This is a genomic window from Marinitoga arctica (assembly GCF_054657315.1).
In genome coordinates, this window is the sequence record NZ_BAAHYY010000097.1 from 1 (window position 1) to 292 (window position 292).

General features: G+C 32.5%; 1 protein-coding gene. It reads right to left on the reverse strand.

Features of this window, described 5'->3' with window-relative positions; all coding sequences use genetic code 11:
- Positions 1-292: methyl-accepting chemotaxis protein (locus tag ACYQ44_RS10520; RefSeq protein ID WP_459997253.1), on the reverse strand; the 292-nt coding region annotated here is incomplete at both ends.

Below are 292 nucleotides of genomic sequence, written 5' to 3' on the forward strand. Positions count from 1 at the left end.
TGCTCTCGCTGCTTCTATCGCTGCATTTAACGCTAGTAAATTCGTTTGTTCTGTTATGTTATTTATTGTTTCTACTATTTCTTGTATGTTTCCTGCATTCGATACTAATTCATCTACTTTTTTTACTGTTATATTCGATTTTTCTACTGCTTGGTTTATTATTTCTGCTATTTTTATTATTGATATATCCCCATCTTTCGCTGCTTCTGATACTTCCATTGCTTCTTTTGCTAATTCTTGTGTGTTTTTGGATATGTTTTGTGCTGCTGCTGTTATTTCTTCTATTCCTGTG